Raw genomic sequence first — 25,876 nt, forward strand, 5'->3', positions numbered from 1 at the left:
AAAGGATGCGCGCGCCGAATGCCGAAGCACTCAGGCGCTGCGCTGTTCAAATTCCTTCATGTATTCGACAAGCGCTTTGACGCCTTCGAGCGGAACGGCGTTGTAAATCGACGCCCGCATGCCGCCGACGGACTTGTGGCCCTTTAGCTGCACCATTCCCCGCGCTTTCGCGCCGGCGAGAAATTCTTCATTGCGCGACTCGTCGGCGAGGAAGAACGGTACGTTCATCCGCGAACGCGAGCTACGCTCGACCTTGTTCAGATAGAAGCTGCTCGAGTCGATCGTGTCGTACAACAGCTTCGATTTCTCGAGATTACGTGCTTCGATTGCAGCAAGGCCGCCCTGCTTCTTCAACCACTTGAACACCAGCCCCGCGATGTAGATCGCATAGGTAGGCGGCGTGTTGTACATGGAATTGTTCTCGGCGACGGTCTTCCATTCGAACGCCGACGGGCAAATGGCCTGCGCGCGATCCAGCATGTCCTCGCGCACGATCACGACCGTCACGCCGGCCATGCCGATATTCTTCTGCGCGCCGCCAAACAGCACGCCGTATTTGGCGATGTCCATGGGACGCGACAGGATGTGAGACGACGCGTCCGCTACCAAGGGCACGTTGCCGAGATCAGGAATCTCGAATGTCTCGACGCCGTGGATCGTTTCGTTCGTGCACAAGTGCACGTAAGCCGGATCGTCCGACATTTGCCATTCGGAAAATGCAGGCGCGCGCGTGAAACCGTCAGCCGTCTCGCCGCTTGCCGCAACGTGCACGGTGCCGTACTTCTGCGCTTCCTTCAGTGACTTTTGCGACCACGAACCCGTGACGACGAAGTCGGCGCGCGGCTTCGAACCGAGCAGGTTCATCGGCACGATTGCGTTTTCGCCGAGACCGCCACCTTGCAGAAACAGGATGCGGTGGCTCGCCGGCACGGCCAGCAACTCGCGCAGGTCGAGGAGCGCTTCCTCGTGGATCGACATGAATTCTTTTCCACGATGGCTCATTTCCATCACGCTCATGCCGCTGCCTTGCCAGTCGAGCATCTCGTCGGCTGCCTGACGCAGCACTTCTTCGGGCATGGCCGCCGGGCCGGCGGAGAAATTAAAGACGCGCATCGTGAGATCCTGAAAGCGGCGCGAAAACGGAAGATCGCGCACGAGTCGGCGAAGAGGCCGCCGCGAAAATAAGCTGCTGAACCGGCTAGATTTATTGACAGACGAGAAACGCTGTGTCGACCTGCAACGCGGCGATCAAAACGCAGCAGACTCCACAATCTCGCGCCAAAAAATAATGGCCATTTGCGCACACGCGCAAACGGCCATTATCGCACTGTCCCCGCGAACCCGCCAAACCCGGCGGCCCGGCAAGGGGCCGCCACTGGCGCGCGAGCGCAGTATTCGCCCGAGGCTTTACTTAGCCGGCTTGACCGAAGCGACTTCCTTGTCAGCCTGGTCACGCGTCGCCTTGATCGATTGCGGCATGTACTTTTGCATCAAGCCGTTGACGACGTCGCGGCCAACCTGGTCTTGAACCTGGATGAACTTACGGCCCGTCGGGCTCTTGTAGAACGTGGTCAGATCTTTGATTTCCGACGTGCTGTAGTACTTTGCGTAAGCATCGTACTGAGCTTGCATTGCGTCCTGGCGGAAGCTGTCCGTCGCGAAGACCTGGCCTGCGCCGTCAACCAGCTTCGGCACTGCGTTCTTTTGCAGCGTCGGGACGGAAGCCTGCTTCTGCTTGTCCGTCATCGTCTTGTTCTCGCTCAGCGCGTCCGAGAGGATAGCCGGAACCAGCTGCTTTGCTTGCATTTGTGCGCTGTTGCCGATCGCGCCGACGAGCTTCTGCGCGTCGATTGCGTCCAGCAGGTCCTTGATTGCAGCCTGCTTGGCCGGATCAACCGGTGCTGCGGCAGCAGCCGGAGCCGACGGAGCCTGGCTCTGAAGCGCTTGAGCCATTGCAAACGTCGGCACGAGGGCAGCCAGCAACGCCAGTTGTTTAAATCGTTTCTGCATCATTACTCCCTAATAGAAATTGACTTGAACTGCTTGCCGCGCAGAAAGCATGTCGGCCCGACACGCTATTGTTTCCTGCGCAGCTTTCAACCGGTTAACGAATGCGCAAGCCGCGACGCAGGTCAGGCCGCACCGCCGTCTTCGACGTCGTTGCTGCCGTCGGCGGGACCTTCGGCGTCGCCTTCCACATCGACGTCTGCTTCTGCTTCGGCAACCTGTTGCAGACCTGAAAGCTTGGTCCCTTCGTCAAGGCTGATGAGTGTAACACCTTGGGTTGCACGGCCCATTTCTCGAATTTCCGACACGCGCGTACGGATAAGCACGCCCGTATTGGTAATCAGCATGATCTGCGCTTCCTGGTCGACCAGCGTGGCCGCAACGACCTTGCCGTTGCGCTCCGACGTCTGGATCGCGATCATGCCTTTCGTGCCGCGACCGTGACGCGTGTACTCGGTGATCGGCGTGCGTTTGCCGAAGCCGTTTTCCGTAGCCGTGAGCACCGACTGCTGCTCGTCGCCCGCCACCAGCAACGCGATCACGTTCTGACCGTCTTCGAGTTGCATGCCACGGACGCCGCGCGCCTCGCGTCCCATTGGCCGCACGTCGTTTTCGTCGAAGCGGACCGCCTTGCCAGAATCGGAGAACAGCATGACGTCGTGTTGACCGTCTGTGATAGCCGCGCCGATCAGGTAATCGCCGTCATCGAGACCGACCGCGATAATACCCTTGCGCAACGGTCGGCTGAAGGCTTCGAGCGGCGTCTTCTTTACCGTTCCTAACGCGGTGGCCATGAACACGAACTTGTCTGCGGAAAATTCCTTGACCGGCAGCACGACCGTGATCTTCTCGCCTTCCAGCAGCGGGAACATATTGACGATCGGACGACCGCGCGAGTTCCGCGAACCTTGCGGCACTTCGTAGACCTTGACCCAATACACGCGGCCGCGGTTCGAGAAGCACAGAATATGGTCGTGCGTGTTCGCAATGAACAGCGTGTCGATCCAGTCGTCTTCCTTCATGGAAGTCGCCTGCTTGCCGCGACCGCCGCGCTTCTGGGCGCGATATTCGGACAACGGCTGCGATTTGACGTAACCGGCGTGCGACATGGTCACGACCATTTCTTGCGGCGTGATCAGATCTTCGGTGTTCAGCTCGGTTGCGTTCAGTTCGATCTTCGAGCGGCGCGCGTCGCCGAATTCCGACTTGATCGACGTGAGTTCGTCGACGATGATCGCCGTAATCCGCTCCGGGCGCGCCAGGATGTCCAGCAAATCGGCAATCTGCGCCATGACGTCGCGATACTCGCCAATGATCTTGTCCTGCTCCAGGCCGGTCAGGCGCTGCAGACGCATCTGCAGAATTTCCTGAGCCTGGGTGTCGGACAAACGGTAGAGGCCGTCCGACTGCATACCGAAGGACGGATTCAATCCGTCAGGACGATAGGCTTCGCGGCCACCGGCCGACGCGTTTTCCGTTTCGGCGCGAGACAACATTTCTCGCACCAGGGAGGAATCCCACGGACGCGCCATCAATTCCTGCTTTGCGATCGGCGGAGTCGGCGCGGCCTTGATGATCGCGATGAACTCGTCGATATTGGCGAGCGCAACGGCCAGACCCTCGAGCACGTGGCCACGTTCGCGAGCTTTGCGCAGTTCGTATACAGTGCGCCGCGTCAGCACTTCCCGGCGATGCGACAGGAAGCACGACAACATTTCCTTCAGATTCAGCAGCTTCGGCTGGCCGTCGACCAGCGCGACCATATTCATGCCGAAAGTGTCCTGAAGCTGGGTCGCCTTATACAGATTGTTCAGGACGACTTCCGGCACTTCGCCGCGCTTCAACTCGATCACGACGCGCATACCGCTCTTGTCGGACTCGTCGCGGATATCGGAAATGCCTTCCAGCTTTTTCTCGTTGACGAGTTCGGCAATACGCTCGAGAAGCGAGCGCTTGTTCACCTGATACGGCAATTCGTCGACGATGATCGACATGCGCTGGCCGCGATCGATCTCTTCGAAGTGCGTCAGCGCGCGCATTACCACGCGGCCACGGCCGGTGCGATAGCCGTCGCGCACGCCTGCCACGCCGTAAATGATGCCGGCGGTCGGGAAATCGGGGGCCGGAACGATCTCGATCAGTTCGTCAATCGTGGCTTCCGGGTTCCTGAGCAGGTGCTGGCACGCGTCGACAACCTCGTTCAGGTTGTGCGGCGGAATGTTGGTCGCCATGCCGACCGCAATACCCGACGAGCCGTTGATCAGCAGATTGGGAATGCGCGCGGGCAGAATGGCCGGCTCGTTCTCGCTGCCGTCGTAGTTCGGCGTGAAGTCGACCGTTTCCTTGTCGATGTCGGCAAGCAGTTCGTGGCCGATCTTGGCCATGCGGATTTCGGTGTATCGCATGGCCGCGGCGTTGTCGCCGTCGACCGAACCGAAGTTGCCCTGGCCGTCTACCAGCATGTAACGCAGCGAAAAGTCCTGCGCCATCCGGACGATGGTGTCGTATACAGCCGTGTCGCCGTGCGGGTGGTACTTACCGATGACGTCGCCGACGATACGCGCCGACTTCTTGTACGCGCGGTTCCAGTCGTTGTTCAGTTCGTGCATCGCGTAAAGCACGCGCCGGTGGACCGGCTTCAGGCCATCGCGAACGTCGGGAAGCGCACGCCCTACGATCACGCTCATCGCGTAATCGAGATACGAACGGCGCATTTCCTCCTCTAGGGAGATTGGCAGAGTCTCTTTGGCGAATTGATCCATTATCCGTATCTTTTACGTGCGAAGGCGACGGGAAGACGGCGCCTTCGCGTAAGCATTGCAGGCGCAACGCATCACGCGATTCTAACATGCCGGTCATCCGCGCCCGACGGTCGCACGTATACCTATTAGCGAGTGCTCGGCAAAGGCGTCAGAGCGGCGTTCAAATGCCCCATATCCGGGCCGGCCAGGCTCGATTAATGCGTGGGGCAATTTCGCGCTCAGCCATGACTGGCGGGACGCTCCGGGCGATCGGTTCTGTTGCGCATGCACCACAATTGGAAGGCGTTTTGATCGGGGGCGGATTTTTTTATCGTCGGAAGGGAACGATATGGCAAAATGCCAACGCACAAAGAGTCAGACACTGCTCGAAGTCTACACACAACGTTTTTTGTTTGGCACCAATGTTATACTTCGAGCAATGTATGACTTGTCTTCGTCAACAGGCTCGCAGTAAACCTGCGGTAATCTCAAATTCGAGAGGAGAAATATGAATAAACTTTCAAAGCTCGCGTTCATTGCAGCTACCGCAGTTATGGCTGCATCCGCAATGGCACAGTCGGTGCCGGCGTCGCGACAAGCTACCAATGACAACTGGGTGAATGGTACTGGCGAATACGTGTGGATGAACGGCACGAACGAGCTTTGCTGGCGCGATGCATTCTGGACGCCGGCAACGGCTAACGCAAAGTGCGACGGCGCACTGGTTGCCCAGGCTCCGACGCCGCCGGCACCGGTCGCACCGGCACCGGCCATCACCAGCCAGAAAATCACGTATCAGGCTGACGCACTGTTCGACTTCGACAAGGCTATCCTGAAGCCGGCTGGCAAAGAAAAGCTGGACGATCTGGCATCGAAGATCCAGGGCTTGAACCTCGAAGTCGTCGTGGCAACGGGTTACACGGACCGCATCGGTTCGGACAAGTACAACGACCGTCTGTCGCTGCGTCGCGCTCAAGCTGTGAAGGCATACCTCGTCAGCAAGGGCATCGAATCCAACCGTATCTACACGGAAGGCAAGGGCAAGCGCAACCCGGTCACGACCGGTTGCAACCAGAAGAACCGCAAGCAACTCATCGCCTGCCTCGCACCGGATCGTCGCGTGGAAGTCGAAGTTGTCGGTACTTCGAAGCAGTAAGCTACAAACTACCGCAGTACAAAAAGCCCCGCTTCGGCGGGGCTTTTTTTTGCGCAGACTGCGCAGATCGCCGATCAAGCCAGGCGAGCGCCGCCAACCGCTTGCACGCGCGGGCGGCATTTTGCCGCCCCGGCCCCTCGCCTATATACTCCGGGTTTATCCTCGAGCGCCCGCTCACCGCTCTCATCGAGGCAGCTTCGCCATGACCAACGCCGATCCCCACGAACTACAGAAATTCAGCGACCTTGCGCATCGTTGGTGGGACCCAAACGCCGAGTTCAAACCGCTGCATGAACTCAACCCCGTTCGCTTGAGCTGGATCGACGCCCACGCGCATCTGGCCGGCAAGCACGTGCTGGACATCGGTTGCGGCGGCGGCATTCTGTCCGAGTCGATGGCCGGCCTCGGCGCGCACGTCAAAGGAATCGACTTGTCGAGCGAAGCTCTTGGCGTCGCCGATCTTCACAGCCTTGAAAGCGGTGTAACGGTTAATTACGAGGAGATCGCCGCCGAGGCGCTCGCCGCACGTGAGCCGGGCACCTACGACGTGGTCACCTGCATGGAAATGCTGGAACATGTGCCGCAGCCCGCCGCGATCGTCGAGGCGTGCAAGACGCTCGTCAAACCGGGCGGCTGGGTGTTCTTTTCCACGCTCAACCGTAACGTGAAGTCATACCTGTTTGCGGTGATCGGCGCGGAATACATTGCGCGCATGCTGCCCAAAGGCACGCACGACTATGCGCGTTTTATCCGTCCGTCCGAACTCGCGGGCTTCGTGCGAGCCGCCGGCCTGCGCACTGCAGACATCAAGGGTATTGTCTATAACCCGCTCAGCAAGCACTTCGCGCTTTCCGCAGATACGAGCGTGAACTACATGCTCGCCTGCCGCCGCGACGCCTGATCCGCCCGAACGCCGACCCAATCCAATCGATGAGCGATCCTACGCCCCTGCCCCAACGCGAAGACCACGATGACGCACTGGGTCTTTGCCAAGCCGTGCTGTTCGACCTCGACGGCACGCTGGCCGATACGGCGCCAGACCTTGCCGCCGCCGTCAACAAGATGCGCCATGATCGCGGGCTGGATATGGTCCCGCTCGAACGACTACGGCCGCTCGCGTCGGCTGGCGCGCGAGGGCTGCTCGGCGGGGCGTTCGGCATTGGGTCTGACGACCACGAGTTCGCATCGATGCGCGAGGAGTTCCTCGCCAACTACGAAGCGGACCTTTGCATCGAAACCACGCTCTTTCCGGGCATCCCCGAACTGCTGGATGAACTCGACGCACGGGGCGTGCGCTGGGGCATCGTCACGAACAAGGTGGCGCGGCTCACGGAACCGCTGGTCGCGCAACTGGGTCTGGAAGAGCGGGCGGGCTGCGTGGTCAGCGGCGATACGACTCCGCATTCGAAACCACACCCGGCGCCGTTGCTGCACGCCGCTCGCGAACTCGACGTGACGCCCGAGCGCATCGTCTACGTCGGCGACGATCTGCGCGATGTGCAGGCTGGGTTTGCTGCCGGCATGAAGACGGTGGCCGCGGCCTACGGCTATTGCGGGGACGATATTCCGCCGACGCAATGGCATGCGCAGCATGTCGTGCAGTCGCCGGCCGAGCTGCAGAAGCTGCTTCGCGACATCGGTTAGCGACCGGCCTCGGCACGGGCCCGAACGGACAGCTCACATCCACCAGGAATGGGCCAAGACACGGCGGTCAAACTATTGTAAAATATACGCTGGCTCGAAGTTCTGAGCAACGAACCGCGGGGGCGACCTGGTTTCGACAGGGGTTGCGAAGCGGCTAGGGCATGTCGAGGACCCGTCACCTCGTTAATCAATGGGAAAAACGTAACTGCAAACGACGATACGTTCGCACTGGCAGCCTAAGGGCCGCCGTCCTCTGCCTAGTTCACTGACGGGCTAGAGTCGCAAGACCGGTAGCAATACCGACAGAGGTCATATACGTCAGTTAAGCCTTGACGGAGTCACGACGTCCGGGTCGAAAATCTAGTGAATCGCCGTAGTGCAGCGTGTTCGTCCGCGTCACTATGGTTAAATCAAATGACAGAACTAAACATGTAGAACTGGTCGTAGAGTGCTTCTGGACGCGGGTTCGATTCCCGCCGCCTCCACCAGACACCTTTCAGGCAAATGGCAATGCCTTAACGAATACCCCGACGGCGCTAGCCGCTCGGGGTTTTTTGTCTTTAGATCGCCAGCGCTTTGGTATGGCGATCCCGCCCACCACGAACTGTGCAGCGCAAATTGCGTCGGCGCTTATTACGTCGACGCTTATTGCTGGCGAATAGAGCCCAGCGCGCGTTGCACGGCCGCATCAATCGCTGCCGGCTGCGGATCCGTGCCGGCTACGCTTTGCGGAGGCTGGGTACCAACCACCGCCAGCGGCATCTCAGCATCCGCTGCAGCCGTCTCTATCTTTGCCTCAACCGCCACCCGCTCCACTTTGGCATCCACCACCGCGTGTTGCACATCCGCGCGAGTCACCGGCTGACGGTCTCCAACGTTCAGCACCAGTTGATTAACGCGCGCCACTTCGTCGAGATCAAGGCTCGCCGTTGCCGCCTTCAGTTGAAGAAGCCCAACGACTGTTGCATACCGTGCCCGAATAAGATCACGGCGATTCGCGAAAAACGCGTCGGATGCCCGCAGTACATCTGCGCTCCCGCGACTACCCACGCGATAGCCGACCTTCGTCGCGTTGAGCGCGGCGCGCGAACTCTGCACCAATCGCGACAGTGCTTCCACGCGGGCGACGCCGGCAAGAAAGCGCGACCAGTATTCCCGCGCGCTAGCGCCCGCCGATCGTGTCGCCGCAACCAGTTCGTCCTGTGCCCTGTCTTCGAGTGCCAGTTTTTCGTCGATGTTCGCGCTCGTTGCACCGCCTTCGAAAATGGGGATGCTCATCGACAGCATCGCCGTCGTTGTCGTCGTCGGGCGGACGTAGCCGGACGCTGCGCCGGCTGGCGTATGGCTCGCCGTCAGATTCACGACCGGTAACCGAGCTGCGCGAGCCTTCTCGACCTCGAGTTCTGCAATGCGCCGATCGATCTGCCTCAGTTGCACCGTGTAGTCGTGCGCCTCGGCTTGCGAGGCCCAGCTTTCCATATCTTCCGGGTACAGTCCTGGCATGACAGCGGCGTCCGACAAGCGCGACAGCCCCGCAAACCGCTGCCCCGTGAGGTGTTCCAGCGCGAGCCGTTTCAACTGCAAGTCGTCCCGGGCGTCCAATTGTTGCGACCGCGCCTGTTGGCAAGCCGCCTCGGCCTCCTGCACATCGATCACCGTGGCCTCGCCGGCACGCCGCCGGCGCCGCAGTTCTTCCAGGTGCACATCCAGCGCCGCCGTGTAGTCGTCGGCGCGTGTCAGTTCGTCTTCGGCTGCGAGTTCGTCGAAGTACGTTTGCACGGCTCGCAGAACGGCCGATTGCTGCGCACGCGCGAGATCGACCGCGCCGCGCGCCTGAACGAAATCCGCCTGCTTATAAGTGGTCCATCTGCTCCAGTCGAAAACAGGCTGCGTGAGCGCGACAGTCCACCCGTTCTGCCAGTAGTGGGTGTTCGGAACGCCCTCGGTCACCGTGCTGTTGTACGCCCGCCCCCAACCCGCCGCCACTTGTGGCAGCAGCGCCGCGCGGGCTTTCGGCAATGCCTCTCCCGCGGCTCTCGAGCCGGCGCGAAACGCCGCCAGATCCGCGTCGTGATCGGTGCTCTGCTCCACCACGGTGAGCAGATCGACAGCCTCTGCGGCCTCTGCGTAAACCACGCTGCTGAACATAAGCAGTGCGCTCGCGATCTTGCGTTTATTCATCCGCCAGAACTCCTTCGCGAGCCTCGCACACCAGTTCACCATCGACCAATCGATAGCGAGTGTCGAACGCCGAAGCGAGCGACATGTCATGCGTAATCACGACCACCGTGCGTTCGAGACGCAGCAACAAGTCGACAACGTGCCGCACGGATGCGGGGTCGAGGTTCGAAGTCGGCTCATCGAGCAGCAGCAGTTCCCGCTGCTGATACAACGCGCGGGCCAGCAGCAGCCGTTGCCGCTGGCCCGCTGAAATATTCGCGATCGTGTCGCTAATCACCGTGCGCGTGCGCATCGGCAGGCGCATGACATCGGGCAGCAAGCCGACGTCGTCCAGCAGTGCATGAATGCGCGCCTCGTCCGCATTGCCCGCGAAAAGTGAGACGTTGTCGGCAATCGAGCCGTGCAGGATCAGATCGCCCTGTCGCATATGAACGGCATGTCGTCGGATTTCATCGACGCTGAGATTCGGCCACGCGATCCCGTTTAGCGTGATCTCGCCTTCCTGCAGCGGCTCGGCTGCGGCAAGCAACTTGAAGAGCGTCGACTTGCCGGTTCCCGAGGCGCCAGTAATCACAATCTTGTCGCCCCGCCGGATCACGATGTTCGCGTCCTTGAGCACCGGTTGATCCGAAACGCCGTAGCGGAACGTGACGCCGCGCACGTCGATGCGCTCGAACGTTCGCACCTCGACGGCCTTATGCATCTCGCCGGGCTCGGTGTACCGCTCCGCTTCGCCATCGACGATATCGCCCACGCGCGCAACCGGAACACTCAGCATGAAATATTCGAAGGCTGCGTTGACGGCTCGCGCAAAACGCTCGGACAGCAGCGACTTGTAGATCAGAAACGAATAGAAGACGCCCACCGAAATCGTGCCGCTCAGCATCAGACGCGCGGCGAACCAGCTCACCGCGATCATGTCCGCGTAGTCGACAAGTTTGAGGATCGCGTCACGTGCGCTCGCGAGACGGCTGTTCTTCACCAACGCCGCCATATACGAGCGATATTTCCCCATGAAGATCGCCGTGCGCCGCGCCTCGCCCTGCGACAGCTTGATCAACGAAGCCCCGCGTATCGTTTCGATAAGCGTGTCGTCGCAGCGCCCCGACTCCTCCAGCACCAGTGCATGGGTGTCGCGCATGCGCGAAAACAACGCGAAGGACACCGCCACGTAGACCATGAAAATCAGCACGGCGATCAGCGTGAGTTGCCTGCTTTGCACCAGCATCAATGCGAGCGCGAGCATGCCGACCGCGACGTCGATACCTGACGAGATCGTTGTCCGCGTGGTGAAGGCGCTAACTTCGTCTTGCGCCTTCACGCGTGCGAACAGGTCGCCGACGTGACGCTTCTCGAAGTACGGTATGGGGTTGCGCAACAGCTGCGCCACGATTCCCTCGGTCATGTTCATCTGCACTAAACCGTGCAGAAGCTCGACGAGGTAGGTCTGAACGTACTGGCTCAACGCACCGACGATAAAAATGCCGCCGAACGTCAGTATCAATACACTGAGCAGATTCAGGTTGTCAGGGGCGACTACGTCGTCGAGCAACAGATTGCCGAGGTACGGCATGGCGAGAATCGCGAACTGGCTGCCGAGCGCAACGAACATCACCTTGGCGATCTGCGCGGTGAGTTGCGGATTGAGCGCCCGCACGCGAGCCAGCGCGCCTGGCACACGCGACTTGTTGCGCACACGCGGCATGGCTGGCGTCGGCGCACATTCGAGCAGGTAGCCGGACACATTAGCGACAAAGGTGTCCATGGAGATGCGCCGCCGCCCGCTCGCCGGATCGATCACTTTCACATAGCCGCGCCCGCAATTCTCGAAAACGACGAAATGCGCGCCGCCGAAATGCAGAATCGAACCGCGCTTGATGCTCGGCAGATCGCCTGCGTCAAAGCGGTATGCCTGCACGGCGAGACCGAATTCGACTGCCACATCGTACAGGTCCATCAGCGAGAGGCCGTTGGCTGAGATCGGCCTGAAAGCCTGCAACTCTCGCACTTCAATGGCTCGGCCGAAGTGCGACAGGACCATGGCCAGACACGCGTAGCCGCACTCGGCAACTTCGTTTTGATAGATAGCGCGCATCGTCAAGCTCGCAGCATGCGGAAAAATGGCGCGAGCACCCATTCGGCGATGGTGCGCCGTTCGATCACGATGCTCGCCGTCGCGGCCATGCCGGGCAGAATGTCAAAGCGTTGCTGTTCGAACTTGAACTTGTCGTCGCTCAACGTGGCCCATGCCATGTAATCGCCTTGCGCACCGCGCGGCTCCGAAGCGCCCGCCGGTGACATTCCTGATCGCACCGTGGTGCGGGAGATCGAATCGATGCGCGCCGCGTAGCTGCCGAATTTTGCATAGGGAAACGCGTCGAACTTGAGCCGCACAACTTGCCCTTCGCGGATAAAGCCACGCCGTCGCGAAGGAATACGCAATGCAGCGCGCAGCGGCCCCTTCTCGCCGGTCGATATCACGAGTGCGACGTCGTCCGTGGCCAGCGTGCGGCCGGGAACGAGCCCAGAAAAAGTAACGACGCCCGCCTTCGGCGCGGAAATGGTCGCGTCCTGGCGAATCTGCTCGAACCGCACACGAATGTCCTGGAGTTCGCGCGCATGGCGCGCTTCGAGTTCAGTCAACTGCGCACCAAGCCCGGTTTGGGTTCCGAGTGCCGCGCCGAGTTCGGCATTCAACTGTTGACGGCGCGCGGCGCTTTGCGCAACCGACACCTTCGCCTGATGCGTCACCGCCCTCGCCTGTTCGACGCGGTCTGCGGTGACGTAGTCCGACACCGATTCGAGCCGTGCGACCGTACGTTGCGCTTCGTTGGCTAATTGCTCGTTCTGGCTCAATTGCTCATCGAGCGCGAGGATCTCGGCCCGACGGCTTTGCGCGGCAAGACGTGCGGCGTCCAGTTGCGCGCTGAGGTCGGCTTTGCGCTGCGTGTATTGCGCTTCGCTCGTACGAATCTGCTCGTCGCGGTCATGCGCGTCAAAGGCCGGGCGCTGCCGGCCGTCGCTCGCCAGCGAAAGATCGCGCTCCAGCCTGAAGAGCGGTGCGCCCTGCCCGACGCGCGCCGAGGTGCTGACATAGATGTCCGATACCAGTCCGCTCAGCCCCTGGATCTTGATTTCCGACGGCGACACGATTTCCGCGCGCACGTCCTGTTTCAGCTCGACGTCGTGAACGAACGCGAAAACGACCGCGACAACGATGAGCGTGGACGCCGCATAGGCGAGCCAACGCCACGAGACGTCCCTGAATTGTGGGAGATAAATCGGTTCCATAGCCTCGTTGCTGCCGGATGCCAGCGGGTGCTGGTCTGTGCGCATTTCTATGCCTGCGCGCTTTTGGGACGAATGCGATACCGCGGCTCTTGCGCTGGGCGGGAAAAGCTTTAGCGAACGGGCGCGAACGAGTACATCGAGGGATGGCCGGCAACCAGCCAATCCGAATAGTTGCTCGCGGCCGCGGCTTCGATATACCTCGCAACTTGCTGGACAGCGCCTGTACCGGCAAGCGGCAACGGCTCGAATATTTCGGCGCCGAAACGCCCGCGCTCAAAGCGCAGATAGAACGGCAGCAATATCGCGTCGAACTGCGCGCCCAACCGGAACACACCGTTATGAATGCGCGCGTTGCGCCCAAACATGGAGACGCTCACCGTCTCCATGGGATAACGGTGCAGTGCGAACGGAGGCACGTCGGCAAACAACACCGCGACGCCACTGCGCTTCAACGCGCGCGCGACACGCAGGCCGAGGCCATTGCGATCGTCTTGCCCGTAGGTGTACAGCACGTTCACGCCTGGTATGAGCGAGTGATCATCGCCATACATATCTCGTGGCACGCCGGACACCACGGCGATCGATTCGAGTCCGAGCAACGCCCGCAATTCGTCGATGACATAAATGTTCGCGTATTGCGACACATAGTGAAACGGCGACACGATGACCGGGCGACCGGGTTCATTTGCCTGCAGTTGCCTGATTCGTGTGGCGATCGAACTCGCGATCTGCTGCAGGTCGGACCATGCTTCGCTGCCACGCGACAGCCGGCCAAAGTAAATCCGCTGGTCGATCAGGCGCTCCCGGAAGCGGCCGGCGGCAACGCGGCCCGGGTTGCGCAGTGGCAAGTCAAGTACGTCGCGGCCAATCTCGTAACGGCACACGCCTTCCCACCGCGTACGCGCATCGACGAGCCGATAGACCTGCCATAAAACGGCGGACAGCGGCTCGATTGCCGATCGCGGCATGCGCGCAATCAACGCGACCTGTACGCTGCGCCTCGCACTCGCGATCCGGTTGCGCAGGAAAGTCAGCACGTTCCACCCGACGACCCACGGCTTCATGTTGGCGTTCGTTCGTGTGCCGGGACCGCGCCAGCGGGCGCGGTCCCGGCACGGTCGAGCATTAGGCGCGCGACTTGACCGGAGCAGCGCTCTTCAGCGTCGTCGGCGTCGTATTTGCGGTGCTGCTCTTGCAGCAACCGCCCGCAACAGCGGATTTGGCCAGTTCATTACGGTTGATTTTTTGCATTTTTGTTTACCTAAGTTAACTGAATAATGATTAGCTCGAAAGTAATTTCTTGCTCAGCGAGCGGCGCAAATTCTAGCACCCGGGATTTTCTAGAAAACGGCATCTTGACGGAATTTTTCATTTATCTTTATTCATCGGAATTTTCTTTGATTAATCCATGAATATTCCAGATTACGTTGCCCGGCGGCGCACATGGCGAGCCTGCCCGGGCTATAAGGGCTGTGACCGTCGGATCGACCAGTCGGTTCTATTTCCGGGCGCGGTATGGGCGCACGCTAAAAATACCAATCAATGATTTTGGTTAATGACCGCGTGTTCATGAAAAACATACACCCGGCTAATTCGTCGCTCCTACATACAATGCGAAACATTCCTACGTCAAAATAGGAATTAACTTAAGTCAACAAAGCCGCGGTAAATCACGCCTTGCAACATCGCGACGCGTTGCTAAACCCGAATCCGTCGCCTACTGTGACAGTGCGACCGCAAACGCACCGGGAACGAGATGGGAATAAACCTCCCGGCTCGTTCGTTGATACCTCACGCGCGGACGCGAGCCGCCCTGCGCGCTAACAACTCACACGATCACAAACAACAGGAGCCGACATCATGCGCAAAACCCTCTTCTGCCTCGCCTTGCTGGCACTGCAACAGGCCGCTTTTGCCGAACCCCCGAAGGTTGTCGACGGCCGCTTCGTTACCGCCGACGGCATGACGCTCTACACGTTCGACAAGGACACCACGCCGGGCGTCAGCGCCTGCACGGGCGGCTGCATGAGCTATTGGCCGGCTGCCGTGGCGAGCCCCTCCGACAAACCGTCCGGGGACTGGACACTGATTCCGTCGGCGGACGGCAAGCAGCAATGGGCGTACAAAGGTCATCCGCTTTATCGCTACTCGGCGGACAAGCAGGCGGGGGACGCAAAAGGAGACGGCTTCAAGGACGTCTGGCACACGGCAAAGCCGTAACCAGCGCCCAGACGCACAACCAACGAAAAACGCCGGCAAAGCGCCGGCGTTTCAACTAGCAGATATGCACTGAACAGCAGCCTACTCGTCTTTCGGACAGCGCAGGTTGCAGCCATTCGGGTCGCCCAGGTCGCCGCGCTTGCGCATGGCCGACTTCTTGTCCGACTGATATTTGTCCGACGGCGCGGAAGCCGCGAACGGCATTTGCGGATGTTCAGCAAGCCGGAACTGCTCCTGCAGAATGCCGCCCGGCACGCCCGGCGAATTCTGCGCGAAAGCGACCGGAATGGTCACGAGGAGCAAACCAGCCGACGCTGCGGCGGCGCATGCATGTACAAGAGCTTTCATATCGATTCGTAGCGCGGCCTGGCGCGCGGTTGGGCAAAAGCGGAAGCTTAGAGAGTATCCCAAACGAAAGCCATACGCAGCGTCGAACGCGCCACGATGTTTACAACCGCTTACGCGCCTGCTCCGCTCAATCCTGTTTCGAGGTCCACGACTTTGCCGCACTCGCGCGGATCGTAGCCTTGCAGCTGATCGACGCTTTCATGAAACGCGCTGCCGCGCAACAGTTCGATCACCGTGGACAGCGGCTCGCGCTCGAGCCGCGCGCGGTCGCATGCGAAGTAATAGTCTTCGTCGACGGCAGGAATGAAGTCGAGCCCAAAATGATGCGCCGCCGGTTCCACGCCAAAGCCCACGTCGGCCATGCCGCTCGCAACGAATGCAGCGATCGCCGAATGCGTAAGCTCCGCCGACGCGTAGCCATTCACGCGATCCGGGTCGATGCCGAGCTTTGTCAACGCCAGATCCAGCAGCATGCGCGTGCCGGAGCCATGTTGACGATTGACGAAGCGGATGTCGTCGCGCGCGAGGTCGCTCAGGCCGCCGATGGTCTTCGGATTACCCTTGCCGAGAAAAAGCCCCTGCTTGCGCCGCGTCAGATGCACGAGCACATGGCGTTGCGGATCGAGCCAGCGCCGGTACGTATCGGCGCAAGCCTCGCGAAACTCGCCAAGAGGCAAGTGGAAGCCGGCCAGCTCGCACTCGCCGCGTGCGAGCGCACTCACGGCGTCCGCACCGTCGCGGTATTTGATTTCGACGGGCAGCTCGTTTGCGACCAGCGCGGTCACGAGCGCCGCCACGGCATAGCCATGCGATGCGTGAATGCGCACGTGATCGACGGGCGGCGCGAGCCAACGATTCAGATCGCTTGCCACCTCGCTCGCCAGCGCCTGCATATTGCCGTCGAGCCGCTCGCCGCATAAACGCTGCGCACGCAGCACCGCGTGGCCGAGTTCCGAAAGCACCGAACCTCGGCCGCGCTCCTTCGCGATCAGCGGACCGCCCAGACGCTCCTCGATTCCGCGCAACAAACCCCACGCGTGACGGTAGGACAAACCCTTAAGCGTCGCCGCCTGAGCAATGCTGCCCGACTCGTTCACGAGAGCGAGCAACGGCACGACGTCCGACAGGCTTGCCTCCCGACCGTCCGGACCCTTCAACACCAGTTGCGCGTGGCACTCGATTCTGATCATATATGTACAGGTTTCTCCTATTGCATAGGCTGTTTCGCCCGCCTATCGTTCGGCTATCCCATATCGAATAAACGAAGCATAAGTGCACACATTATGAATAACAAGTGCATATATGACTTTGGAGGAGCCCCCACTTGGACGATCTCATCGCCTTCGCGCCGGAACAGCTCGTAGAGCGTCATGCGCTGCCTGGCAAGTCGCTGCTAGCGGTGCTGCACGCGATTCAGGACGAACTCGGTTACGTGCCGCCCGCCACGGTGCCATCGCTCGCTCGCGTGATGAACCTGTCGCGCGCGGAAGTGCACGGCGTCATCACCTACTACCACCATTTCCGCACGAGTCCGGCGGCGCCCGTCACGGTGCAACTGTGCCGCGCGGAAGCCTGCCGCAGCATGGGCACCGAGGCGCTCGCGCAGCACATCGAGGCGCACACGGGCTGCCGCTTCGATGCCGGGCATGAAACCGGCGACGCGGTGGAACTCGAGTCGGTGTACTGCCTTGGCCAATGCGCGCTGTCGCCGGCGATGATGGTGAACGGCACGCTCCATGCCAAGGTTACGCCGCAGAAGTTCGACGCCATTTTCGCGGCCGCCAGCAAATGCGTGGAGGTGACGGCATGACGCGCATCTATGTTCCCCGCGATTCGTCGGCGCTCGCACTCGGCGCCGATGCGCTGGCCGACGCGATCAAAGCCGAGGCCGCACGCCGCGGCATCGCGATAGACCTGATTCGCAACGGCTCGCGCGGCTTGCTGTGGCTCGAACCGCTCGTCGAAGTGCAAACGGCCGAAGGCCGCATCGGTTATGCAAACGTCGAGGAAAGTGACGTAGGCGCGCTCTTCGACGCGGGCTTCGTCGACGGTGGCGAGCATGCTCGCCGCGTCGGCGTGGTGGACAAGATTCCGTATCTGAAGAAGCAACAGCGTCTGACGTTCGCGCGCATCGGCATCACCGACCCGCTTTCCACCGACGACTACGTTGCGCACGGCGGCCTCGAAGGCTTGCGCCAGGCGTTGCAAACCGACGGAGACGCCGCATGCGAAGCGCTGATCGAATCGGGCCTGCGCGGACGCGGCGGCGCCGCGTTCCCCGCCGGCATCAAATGGCGCACGGTGCGCGCGGCGAAAGCCGCGCAGAAGTACATCGTCTGTAATGCGGACGAAGGCGACTCCGGCACCTTCTCCGACCGCCTCGTGATGGAGAGCGACCCGTATGTGCTGATAGAAGGCATGATCATCGCGGGCGTCGTGACCGGCGCAACGGCCGGCTACATCTACGTGCGCAGCGAATATCCGCATTCAATTGCGACGCTGGAAGCCGCAATCGCAAAAGCGCGCGCCGCCGGCTGGCTCGGCGATAGCGTGCTCGGCTCCGCGCATCGGTTCGAATTGTTCGTCGCGAAGGGCGCCGGCTCGTACGTCTGCGGCGAAGAAACCGCGCTGCTCGAATCGCTCGAAGGCAAGCGCGGCATCGTCCGCGCGAAGCCGCCGGTGCCCGCGCTGGTCGGTCTGTACGGCCAGCCGACGGTGATCAACAACGTCATCACGCTCGCCACGGTGCCGATCATCTTCGCGCGCGGCGCGGCGTTCTACAAAGACTTCGGCATGGGCCGTTCGCGCGGGACGCTGCCGTTCCAGCTGGCAGGCAACGTCAAGCAAGGCGGACTCGTGGAACTTGCCTTCGGCGTGACACTGCGCGAACTGATTCACGACTACGGCGGCGGCACGGCAAGCGGCCGGCCCGCGCGCGCCGTGCAGGTTGGCGGCCCGCTCGGCACCTATCTGCCGGAAAGCCAGTGGGACATTCCGATGGATTACGAAGCGTATGCGGCGGTCGGCGCCGTGGTCGGCCACGGCGGTCTCGTCGTGCACGACGACACGTCGAATCTGGCCGAACTCGCGCAATACGCGATGCACTTCTGCGCGCTCGAATCCTGCGGCAAGTGCACGCCGTGCCGCATCGGTTCCACACGCGGCGTCGAAGTGATCGCACGAATCCGTAACGGCGACACGTCCACGCGGCAAGTGCAGTTGCTGCGCGATCTTTGCGACACGATGGTGTCCGGCTCACTGTGCGCGATGGGCGGCATGACACCTTACCCCGTGCTGTCCGCACTCGACCATTTTCCTGAAGACTTCGGTCTCGCCGACGCTCGCGCCGACGCACCGAAAGCCGCGGCCTGAACGAGGAGCCCAACCATGTCAGACATGCTCAACACTCCTGCCGGCGGCTGCGGCTCCGGCAACTGCGCGTGCAAATCGCAAGCGCAAGCACAATCGCGCACCCCGCGCTCCTACTTCGACGACACCGACTACGGCACGCCCGAGCGTCACGCCGACATCGACGTGACACTGGAAATCGACGGCCAGGCGGTAACGGTGCCGGCCGGCACGTCGGTCATGCGCGCCGCTATCGAAGCCGGCGTGAATGTGCCGAAGCTCTGCGCGACCGATTCGCTGGAACCGTTCGGCTCGTGCCGCCTGTGTCTTGTCGAGATTGAAGGCAAGCGCGGCTATCCGGCCTCGTGCACGACGCCGGTCGAAGCGGGCATGAAGGTGCGCACGCAGAGCGATCGTTTGCAATCGCTGCGCCGCAACGTGATGGAACTGTATATCTCCGATCACCCGCTCGATTGCCTGACCTGCCCCGCGAACGGCGACTGCGAATTGCAGGACATGGCAGGCGTCACCGGACTGCGCGAAGTGCGCTACGGTATCGACGGTGCGAATCACCTGCAGGACAAGAAGGACGAATCGAATCCGTACTTCACGTACGATCCGGCGAAATGCATCGTCTGCAATCGCTGCGTGCGTGCATGTGAAGAAACCCAGGGTACGTTCGCGCTGACCATCGCGGGGCGCGGTTTCGAATCGCGCGTGGCGGCGAGCGAAAACCAGCCGTTCATGGAATCGGAATGCGTGTCGTGCGGCGCGTGCGTCTCCGCGTGCCCGACTGCCACGCTCCAGGAAAAGACCGTGGTCATGCTCGGCCAGGCCGAACATTCGGTCGTCACCACCTGCGCGTATTGCGGCGTCGGCTGCTCGTTCAAGGCCGAAATGAAGGGCAACCAGGTCGTGCGCATGGTGCCGTTCAAGAACGGTCAGGCGAATGAAGGTCACGCGTGCGTGAAGGGCCGCTTTGCATGGGGCTATGCGACGCACAAGGACCGCATCACCAAGCCGATGATCCGCGCGAAAATCACCGATCCGTGGCGCGAAGTCAGCTGGGAAGAAGCGATCAATTACGCAGCTTCCGAATTCCGCCGCATCCAGGCGAAGCATGGACGCGATTCGATCGGCGGCATTACGTCGTCGCGTTGTACGAACGAAGAAACGTATCTGGTGCAGAAGCTCGTGCGGGCCGCGTTCGGCAACAACAACGTGGACACCTGCGCACGCGTCTGCCATTCGCCGACCGGCTACGGCCTGAAGACGACGCTCGGCGAATCGGCGGGCACGCAGACGTTCGCCTCGGTCGATAAGGCCGACGTGATCATGGTGATCGGCGCGAATCCGACCGAAGGCCATCCGGTGTTCGGCTCGCGTCTGAAGCGCCGCGTGCGCGAAGGCGCGAAACTGATCGTGGTCGATCCGCGCCGCATCGATATCGTCGATACACCGCACGTCAAGGCGTCGCATCATCTGCAATTGCGTCCGGGCACGAATGTCGCCATCGTCAACGCGCTCGCTCACGTCATCGTGACCGAAGGGTTGCTGAACGAAGCATTTATCGCCGAGCGCTGCGAGGGACGCGCGTTCGACCAATGGCGCGATTTCGTCGCGCTTCCGGAGAATGCGCCTGAAGCAACGGAAGCCGTGACCGGCGTGCCGGCCAAAGACGTGCGCGAAGCCGCGCGCATCTATGCAACGGGCGGCAATGCCGCGATCTACTACGGCCTCGGCGTCACTGAACACGCGCAGGGGTCGACCATGGTGATGGGCATTGCGAACCTCGCGATGGCCACCGGCAACATCGGCCGCGAAGGCGTCGGCGTCAATCCGCTGCGCGGCCAGAACAACGTGCAGGGTTCGTGCGACATGGGCTCGTTCCCGCACGAGCTGCCGGGCTATCGACACATCAGCGATACGATCGTGCGCTCGCAGTTCGAGGACGCGTGGAATGTCACGCTGCAAACCGAACCGGGTCTGCGCATTCCGAACATGTTCGAAGCAGCACTCGACGGCAGCTTCATGGGCCTGTATTGCCAGGGCGAAGACATCGTACAGTCGGACCCGAACACGCACCACGTGGCCGCCGCGTTGTCGTCGATGGAATGCATCGTCGTACAGGACATTTTCCTGAACGAGACCGCGAAGTATGCGCATGTGCTGCTGCCCGGCTCGACGTTCCTCGAAAAAGACGGCACGTTCACGAATGCGGAGCGCCGCATCTCACGCGTGCGCAAGGTCATGCCGCCGGTGCCGGGCTACGCCGACTGGGAAGTCACGCTGCTGCTTTCGCGCGCACTCGGCTATGAAATGGACTACGCGCATCCGTCCGAGATCATGGACGAAATCGCGCGTCTCACGCCGACCTTCCACGGCGTGTCGTACAAAAAAATCGACGAACTCGGCAGTATCCAGTGGCCTTGCAACGAAGAGGCGCCCGACGGCACGCCGACCATGCACATCAATACGTTCGTGCGCGGCAAGGGCAAGTTCGTGATTACGAAGTTCATCGCGTCGCCGGAAAAAGTCACGCGCAAATTTCCGCTGCTCCTCACCACCGGGCGCATTCTGTCGCAGTACAACGTGGGTGCACAAACGCGCCGCACGGAGAACTCGCGCTGGCACGACGAGGACCGCCTCGAACTGCATCCGCACGACGCGGAAGAACGCGGCATCAAGACCGGCGACTGGGTCGGCATCGAATCGCGCGCGGGACAGACCGTATTGCGTGCGAAGGTCACCGAGCGGATGCAGCCCGGCGTCGTCTATACGACGTTCCACTTCCCCGAATCGGGCGCGAACGTGATTACGACCGACAGCTCGGACTGGGCGACCAACTGTCCGGAATACAAGGTCACGGCGGTGCAGGTGATGCCGGTCGAACAGCCGTCGCAATGGCAGAAAGAGTATTCGCGCTTTAACGCGGAGCAACTCGAACTGCTGAAGCAGCGCGAGATGGCCAACGCGACCGCGGGTAAGTGAGGCGAGCCATGGACACACAGAATCTGATCGACATGGCAAACCGCATCGGCGACTTTTTCGATTCGATGCCGGACCGGGAAGAAGCGGTGACAGGCGTCGCCGACCACATCCGCCGTTTCTGGGAGCCGCGCATGCGGCGCGCGTTGCTCGCGGCGCTCGATAACCCGGACGCAAGCGGCATCGCGATGTCGGCGATCGTCAGGGAAGCGCTCGTCAAACACCGCGAACGCCTGACGCCTGCGGAGCCTTCAATCGCCTGAACCGGCATGTAACAGGTCGTGCGGTCTGCGCGGTCTGCGCGGTCTGCACGTATAGGCGGCGGCTCCACCGGGTCAGCCGCCGGCCGCAGCTTTACACGGCTGTCTGCTCCGGTATCTGTCCGCCAACCGTGAACCACGCTTCGCAATGCCGCAAGAGGCCGTTCAGGTCCGATCCTGTGCGCCCACGCGCGCTGATGTAGCCGTCGGGCCGCAGCAGATAGAACGACGGCCGCGTTCGCCCATACGACTCGGCTAGCGACGGACCGCCGTCGCCGGTCGTATCCGTCACGCGCCAGATGCGCACCGCGCCTGGCAACAATCTCTCCATGTCGGCCACGAGACGCTCGAACTCGGCGTCGCGCGGCGGCTCGTGCTTTGCATCCGGATCGAGCGGCTTTTCGTCGACGGGCAATGGCGGCACGAGCACGAACAGCGAAAAAAACGCGGGGTCGTGCAGATCGAAAATGCAGCCGATGCCAGGCGCGCGTCCGAGCGGACCGTCGACCACGTGCACCACCGCATCCGGCGCGCGCTCGCCCGCGCGCGGGCCGCCGTCGAGCACGCGTTCGAGCGTGAGCGGACTGCGGCGGTACTGGACCGACAATTCGCTGATCGTGAGCCGCGCGGCGTCGCGCAACGGACCGAGCGCGGCGAGAACCGGCATCACGCGCTCGCGCAGCAGCTTGAGCGGCCCATGATCTGCCTCGGCCATATGCGTGATGAAGCCGGTTTGCCGCAGCACGTCGCGCTCAATGGGATGGCGTTCGAGATGGTAGGTGTCGAGCAGGCGATCGGGCGCCGCGCCCTTCAGAACGCGCGCGAGCTTCCAGCCGAGATTGAACGCTTCCTGGATGCCGGTGTTCATTCCCTGTGCGCCGGCCGGACTATGCACGTGCGCGGCGTCGCCGGCAAGGAAGACGCGCCCCACGCGCAGCCGCTCGACCATCCGGCTGTTCAGGTGGAAATACGAGGACCAAGCCAGTTCCGAGACATCGACGCGTTCATGCACGCGCCTCGCGAGCAGTGCCTTGCATTCGTCGAGCGACGGTCCGGGTGCGCGATTGAGCGGCGGTTCGCCAAGCACTACCGGCGACAGCGGCGCGGCTTCGGCGACGCGCTCGACTGCGTGATCCGCGATCAGCCGATGCCGGCCGTGGCCCATTGGAAAGAGTGCGACGAGACCTTCGCCGGAAGCGAAGATGTGGAATTCGTCCTCGGGCCAGTCCGTCTCGGCGTGCAGATCGGCAAGCAGGAAAGTCTGCTCAAGCGTCTTGCCCTCGAAGCTCAGTCCGAGGCCATGGCGGATCATGCTGTGCGCGCCATCCGCGGCGATCATGTAGGACGGACGCAGCGTTTGCGTGTGACCGTCGGCGCGCCGCAGCGTCGCCTGGATGCCGGCCGAGCCTTGTGTGAACATCGTGAGTTCGACGCCCCGCTCGACCGTGACGCCGAGCGTCGCGAGATGCTCGGTCAGCAGACGCTCGGTCACCGACTGATCGAGAAACAGCAGATACGGATAGCGCGTGTGCAGCGGATCGAAGTCGAGTTGCGCGAGGCGCATGCCGTGCGAAAACAGATTGGCGACGCGGGCGCGATGGCCCAGTTCGAGAAACCGCTCGACGAGCCGATGCTGCTCCAGCAGTTCGAGCGTGCGCGCCTGAATGCCGATTGCCCGCGAATAAGGGTTCGGCTGCATCGCCCGGTCGATCAGACGCACGGGAATATGAGCGCGCGCGAGGCTCATCGCAGCAGCGAGGCCGGTCGGACCCGCTCCGACGATCAGGACCGGCGACGCATTATCAGCAGCAGCGTCCATGCGAAACTCCGCAGAGCACAGTGCGCTCTAGTGTACGCCCCGAGCCCCCGGGCTGAACGGCGCGGTGCATCGATTGCGAGGTGTATCGCGCAGAGCCGGGCTTGTCGTAGACCGGCACCGCGGCGTTGTGCTGTGGCGGGTCGGTGCGTCAATGCTTCAGCGGGCTGCTGCGTCGGCAGATGTCAGTGCTGTTCGGCCGGATGTTCCATCGCGCAACGATGACTGGTCGTGCCGAGGTCGACTTGCAGCGTCGCGTGTTGCATCGAAAAACGTTCCCGCAACGCGAGCACGATGCCATCGAGCCGCTCGTCGCCAGGATGCCCGGCCGGCATCACGAGGTGCACGCTGAGCGCGTTGCCCGTGGTCGACAGCGCCCACACGTGCAGATCGTGCACGCCCTCGACGCCGGGCAGGTCTGCCAGATAATCGCGGATGCTCTGCAGGTCGACGCCTGACGGCACCGCATTGAGCGCGAGCCTCACCGAATCGCGCAACAGACCCCAGGTCCCGTACACGACGACTGCCACCACCAGCAGGCTCATTACCGGGTCGAGCCACGTCCAGTTGGTATAGAGAATCACGAGACCGCTTATGGCCACCGCGGCGGACACACCGGCATCTGCTGCCATATGCAGGAAGGCGCCGCGAATGTTGAGGTCTTCCTTCTGGCCACGCATGAAGAGCCATGCGGAAATTCCGTTCACGACAACGCCCACGGTCGCAACGACGAACACGGCGAGCCCTGCGACCGGCGCCGGATTCATCAGGCGGCCGATCGCCTCAGCGACGATCACGCCGCACGCGAACAACAGGAGCGCCGCATTGGCCAGCGACGCGAGAATCGACGAGCTGCCGTAGCCGAACGTGTAGCGTGCGGAAGGACGGCGCGTCGTGAGCCAGGCGGCGCCCCAGGCGAGCAGCAGGCCGAGTACGTCGGACAGGTTGTGACCGGCGTCGGCGAGCAGCGCTGTCGAGTGCGCGAGCACGCCATACAGCGCCTGAATCACGACGATCGCGACATTCAGAGCGACCGCCAGCGCGAACGCGAAGCCGTGGCCTGCGACGGGCGCGTGATGGTGATGGTGGTGGCCTGCGTGGGTGTGGCTGTGTCCGTGGCTGTGGCCACCGCCGTGACTGTGACTGTCGTCGTGTTCGTGGTCATGGCCATGGTCGTGACTGTGGTCATGGCTCTGGCCGTGACTGTGGTCGTGGCCATGAGTCTGGTCGTGGCTGCCGCCGTGGTCGTGGCTGTGGCTGGCGGCATGAGTATGATCGCGGCCGTCCCCATGGCCGTCCTGTTCAAACCCACGAGCAGAACGCTCCCCCGCTACAACCCCGCGATCACTGTCCTCATGAACCCGCGTGCCGGCAACGCGACTCTGCGTGTCCGCGACGTCGTTATCCGTCGCGTCGAGCCACACCGGGGCGTGTTCGTCTTCCCTTTCTTCGATTTTCTTCATGGCAGATCCAATGCGTCATCACGGGCGGGTTCAGCCACGTGTTCAAGCATGCCGGCCAGCATCGTGCTGATGTGGCGGTCGGCGGCGAGATAGAACACCTGCTTGCCCTGCCGCTGCGCCCGCACGATTCGCGCCGCGCGCAACAGCCGCAAATGATGGCTCACGAGCGACGGCGACAGATTCAGTTCTTCGGCAATGGCACCCACCGCCCGCCGTTCGTCGACGCAAGCCAGCACGATGCGCAAGCGCGTCGGATCGCCCAGCAGGCGAAACAGGTCCGCGAGCGGCGCGATCCTGTCCGCCGGGCGCGGTTCGAAACTTGCCGGCGAAGGTAGCAAGGGCGGCAAGGGCGGCGAAGCCGTAGCGGGAACCATAGGCGGCAGATATATGAACAGGTGTTCACATGTTAGCGA

General features: G+C 62.0%; 20 protein-coding genes and 1 other RNA gene. 9 read left to right on the forward strand and 12 right to left on the reverse strand.

The genetic code is table 11. The features are described 5' to 3' along the window. Positions 1–30: 30 nt before the first annotated feature. From serC to gyrA, 3 genes are all read right to left on the reverse strand, one after another. A complete protein-coding gene (gene serC, locus J2W46_RS07270) occupies positions 31–1,113 on the reverse strand; it encodes a 3-phosphoserine/phosphohydroxythreonine transaminase (RefSeq protein ID WP_088175425.1) in 1,083 nt (360 codons plus the stop codon). Between the two features lie 294 nt (positions 1,114–1,407). Next, positions 1,408–2,010, reverse strand: coding sequence for a DUF2059 domain-containing protein (locus tag J2W46_RS07275; protein WP_027776416.1), 603 nt, complete (start codon positions 2,008–2,010; stop codon positions 1,408–1,410). A gap of 122 nt (positions 2,011–2,132) precedes the next feature. Beyond that, entirely contained in the window at positions 2,133–4,769 is a 2,637-nt protein-coding gene (gene gyrA, locus J2W46_RS07280; protein WP_027804785.1) for a DNA gyrase subunit A, read from the reverse strand. Positions 4,770–5,256: 487 nt separating this feature from the next. Here gyrA and ompA point away from each other — a divergent pair, with 487 nt between their 5' ends. The 4 genes from ompA to ssrA all read left to right on the forward strand — a co-directional run bounded on the left by ompA (position 5,257) and on the right by ssrA (position 8,036). Further along, positions 5,257–5,904, forward strand: coding sequence for an outer membrane protein OmpA (ompA, locus tag J2W46_RS07285; RefSeq protein WP_013340148.1), 648 nt, complete (start codon positions 5,257–5,259; stop codon positions 5,902–5,904). Positions 5,905–6,106: 202 nt separating this feature from the next. After that, complete coding sequence (ubiG, locus tag J2W46_RS07290) at positions 6,107–6,805, forward strand: bifunctional 2-polyprenyl-6-hydroxyphenol methylase/3-demethylubiquinol 3-O-methyltransferase UbiG (protein ID WP_310352513.1); 699 nt, start codon at positions 6,107–6,109, stop codon at positions 6,803–6,805. A 29-nt stretch (positions 6,806–6,834) separates the two neighbouring features. Further along, positions 6,835–7,548, forward strand: a complete 714-nt coding sequence (gene gph, locus J2W46_RS07295; RefSeq protein ID WP_310352515.1) for a phosphoglycolate phosphatase — start codon at positions 6,835–6,837, stop codon at positions 7,546–7,548. Between the two features lie 118 nt (positions 7,549–7,666). Further along, positions 7,667–8,036, forward strand: a transfer-messenger RNA (tmRNA) gene (gene ssrA, locus J2W46_RS07300). Between the two features lie 157 nt (positions 8,037–8,193). Here the strand turns inward: ssrA and J2W46_RS07305 are convergent. The 4 genes from J2W46_RS07305 to J2W46_RS07320 form a co-directional block, all read right to left on the reverse strand. Further along, complete coding sequence (locus J2W46_RS07305) at positions 8,194–9,729, reverse strand: TolC family outer membrane protein (protein WP_310352518.1); 1,536 nt, start codon at positions 9,727–9,729, stop codon at positions 8,194–8,196. After that, positions 9,722–11,824, reverse strand: coding sequence for a peptidase domain-containing ABC transporter (locus J2W46_RS07310; protein WP_310352522.1), 2,103 nt, complete (start codon positions 11,822–11,824; stop codon positions 9,722–9,724). Before J2W46_RS07310 ends, J2W46_RS07305 begins: the two co-directional genes overlap by 8 nt. Positions 11,825–11,826: 2 nt before the next feature. Beyond that, the gene (locus J2W46_RS07315) at positions 11,827–13,020 is read right to left on the reverse strand and encodes an HlyD family secretion protein (protein WP_310353080.1); all 1,194 of its coding nucleotides are present in this window, start codon (positions 13,018–13,020) and stop codon (positions 11,827–11,829) included. A 110-nt stretch (positions 13,021–13,130) separates the two neighbouring features. Next, positions 13,131–14,084 (reverse strand): lysophospholipid acyltransferase family protein, encoded by a 954-nt coding sequence (locus J2W46_RS07320; protein ID WP_310352524.1) that lies wholly within the window; start codon positions 14,082–14,084, stop codon positions 13,131–13,133. A 796-nt stretch (positions 14,085–14,880) separates the two neighbouring features. Here J2W46_RS07320 and J2W46_RS07325 point away from each other — a divergent pair. Then, positions 14,881–15,240, forward strand: a complete 360-nt coding sequence (locus J2W46_RS07325; RefSeq protein ID WP_020068987.1) for a COG4315 family predicted lipoprotein — start codon at positions 14,881–14,883, stop codon at positions 15,238–15,240. A gap of 81 nt (positions 15,241–15,321) precedes the next feature. Here the strand turns inward: J2W46_RS07325 and J2W46_RS07330 are convergent, their stop codons facing one another. Continuing rightward, complete coding sequence (locus tag J2W46_RS07330) at positions 15,322–15,588, reverse strand: hypothetical protein (RefSeq protein ID WP_020068988.1); 267 nt, start codon at positions 15,586–15,588, stop codon at positions 15,322–15,324. Between the two features lie 110 nt (positions 15,589–15,698). Continuing rightward, a complete protein-coding gene (locus J2W46_RS07335; RefSeq protein WP_310352528.1) occupies positions 15,699–16,778 on the reverse strand; it encodes a substrate-binding domain-containing protein in 1,080 nt (359 codons plus the stop codon). 134 nt (positions 16,779–16,912) lie between these two features. On the opposite strand from J2W46_RS07335, the gene J2W46_RS07340 reads away from it, so the two are divergent. The 4 genes from J2W46_RS07340 to J2W46_RS07355 are packed head-to-tail and all read left to right on the forward strand — an operon-like array spanning position 16,913 to position 22,187. Further along, positions 16,913–17,398, forward strand: coding sequence for an NAD(P)H-dependent oxidoreductase subunit E (locus tag J2W46_RS07340; protein WP_020068990.1), 486 nt, complete (start codon positions 16,913–16,915; stop codon positions 17,396–17,398). Then, the gene (locus J2W46_RS07345) at positions 17,395–18,960 is read left to right on the forward strand and encodes a formate dehydrogenase beta subunit (protein ID WP_310352529.1); all 1,566 of its coding nucleotides are present in this window, start codon (positions 17,395–17,397) and stop codon (positions 18,958–18,960) included. The genes J2W46_RS07340 and J2W46_RS07345 overlap by 4 nt, the downstream gene beginning before the upstream one ends. A gap of 15 nt (positions 18,961–18,975) precedes the next feature. Further along, entirely contained in the window at positions 18,976–21,927 is a 2,952-nt protein-coding gene (gene fdhF / locus J2W46_RS07350; protein WP_310352531.1) for a formate dehydrogenase subunit alpha, read from the forward strand. An 8-nt stretch (positions 21,928–21,935) separates the two neighbouring features. Continuing rightward, the gene (locus J2W46_RS07355; protein ID WP_020068993.1) at positions 21,936–22,187 is read left to right on the forward strand and encodes a formate dehydrogenase subunit delta; all 252 of its coding nucleotides are present in this window, start codon (positions 21,936–21,938) and stop codon (positions 22,185–22,187) included. 91 nt (positions 22,188–22,278) lie between these two features. Here the strand turns inward: J2W46_RS07355 and J2W46_RS07360 are convergent, their stop codons facing one another. The 3 genes from J2W46_RS07360 to J2W46_RS07370 form a co-directional block, all read right to left on the reverse strand. Then, entirely contained in the window at positions 22,279–24,003 is a 1,725-nt protein-coding gene (locus tag J2W46_RS07360; RefSeq protein ID WP_310352533.1) for an FAD-dependent monooxygenase, read from the reverse strand. Between the two features lie 182 nt (positions 24,004–24,185). Beyond that, positions 24,186–25,463, reverse strand: coding sequence for a cation diffusion facilitator family transporter (locus J2W46_RS07365; protein ID WP_310352535.1), 1,278 nt, complete (start codon positions 25,461–25,463; stop codon positions 24,186–24,188). Continuing rightward, positions 25,460–25,837: an ArsR/SmtB family transcription factor gene (locus tag J2W46_RS07370; protein ID WP_310352537.1), complete on the reverse strand. Its 378-nt coding sequence runs from the start codon at positions 25,835–25,837 to the stop codon at positions 25,460–25,462. The genes J2W46_RS07365 and J2W46_RS07370 overlap by 4 nt, the downstream gene beginning before the upstream one ends. Positions 25,838–25,876: the final 39 nt, after the last annotated feature.

Source organism: Paraburkholderia strydomiana, assembly GCF_031456815.1.
In the GTDB taxonomy this organism is placed as follows: Bacteria; Pseudomonadota; Gammaproteobacteria; order Burkholderiales; family Burkholderiaceae; genus Paraburkholderia; species Paraburkholderia caledonica.